The organism is Microbacterium sp. BF1, assembly GCF_019279095.1.
Lineage (GTDB): Bacteria > Actinomycetota > Actinomycetes > Actinomycetales > Microbacteriaceae > Microbacterium > Microbacterium maritypicum.
On the sequence record NZ_JAGYWT010000706.1, the window covers coordinates 1 to 957 of the forward strand.

The window sequence follows — 957 nt, forward strand, 5'->3', positions numbered from 1 at the left end:
GGACACTCCGATTCGGGTTTTCCGTAACATGCCCGCTCGTCTCTTCCTGCTTCGTTGACGCTCTTCGGCAGTACAGTTAGATAGCAAAAGAAGACAAGTCTTTTGTTTTGTCATGCTTTGAACAGGAGGACATCGACTCATGCCGCTACGTCATCCGGCTCCAGATCTTGTTGAACTTCAGTCACGTGTGCTCAACAAGGACGCCGATAGTGTGCGTGGGCTCCTGTTCACCCCTCCACTGGACGACTCGCGCTACCTCCACTGGGAGCAGTTGATCCGCCGGACTCCGCCAGACGGCCTCACTCATGATGAGTGGTGGTTTCGGCTCAAGCTCCAGCGCAGTGCCCAGATGCGAACGGTGCCGTTGCGAGCAAAGGACGGATCGTCCTTCACCTTCGCGATGACCGACGAAGTTCTGCAACTCACCGAGGAGATCGGACGCAGAGCCGGAGGCAGCGTAGCCGGGGGCGGCACTGCCATGACCCCGGGCGGCCGCGATCAGTTCATTGTTCGATCTCTCGTTGAAGAAGCGATCACATCGAGTCAACTTGAAGGCGCTTCTACGACCCGGCGGGTCGCCGTGGAGCTCCTGAGCACTGGACGAGACCCGCGGACTAAGTCCGAACGAATGATCCTCAACAACTACCGCGCTATGCGCCAGGTCACCGAGCTCTCGAGTGACCCGCTCACGCCCGGGTGGATTCTTGAACTGCACCGAATCCTTACCGAAGGAACCCTGAGCGACCCCGCAGGTGCCGGACGCATCGAAACTCCTGAGCACGAGCGAGTAAGCGTTTGGGCAGGGGAGGTCCAAGTTCACATACCACCTCCGGCAGAGGAGCTTCCCGATCGCCTAGGAGAGCTCAGCGCCTTCGCGAACGGCTCGTCGTCCGAATCGCCCTACATCCCTCCCATTGTCCGCGCGATCATCACCCACTTCATGTTCGGGTATGACCA

1 pseudogene is annotated in these 957 nt (G+C 59.1%); it reads left to right on the top strand.

Annotation, left to right across the window (positions count from 1 at the left end):
• Positions 1-187 precede the first annotated feature (187 nt).
• Positions 188-957, top strand: a pseudogene (locus KZA10_RS16200) (Fic family protein); the annotation flags it as partial.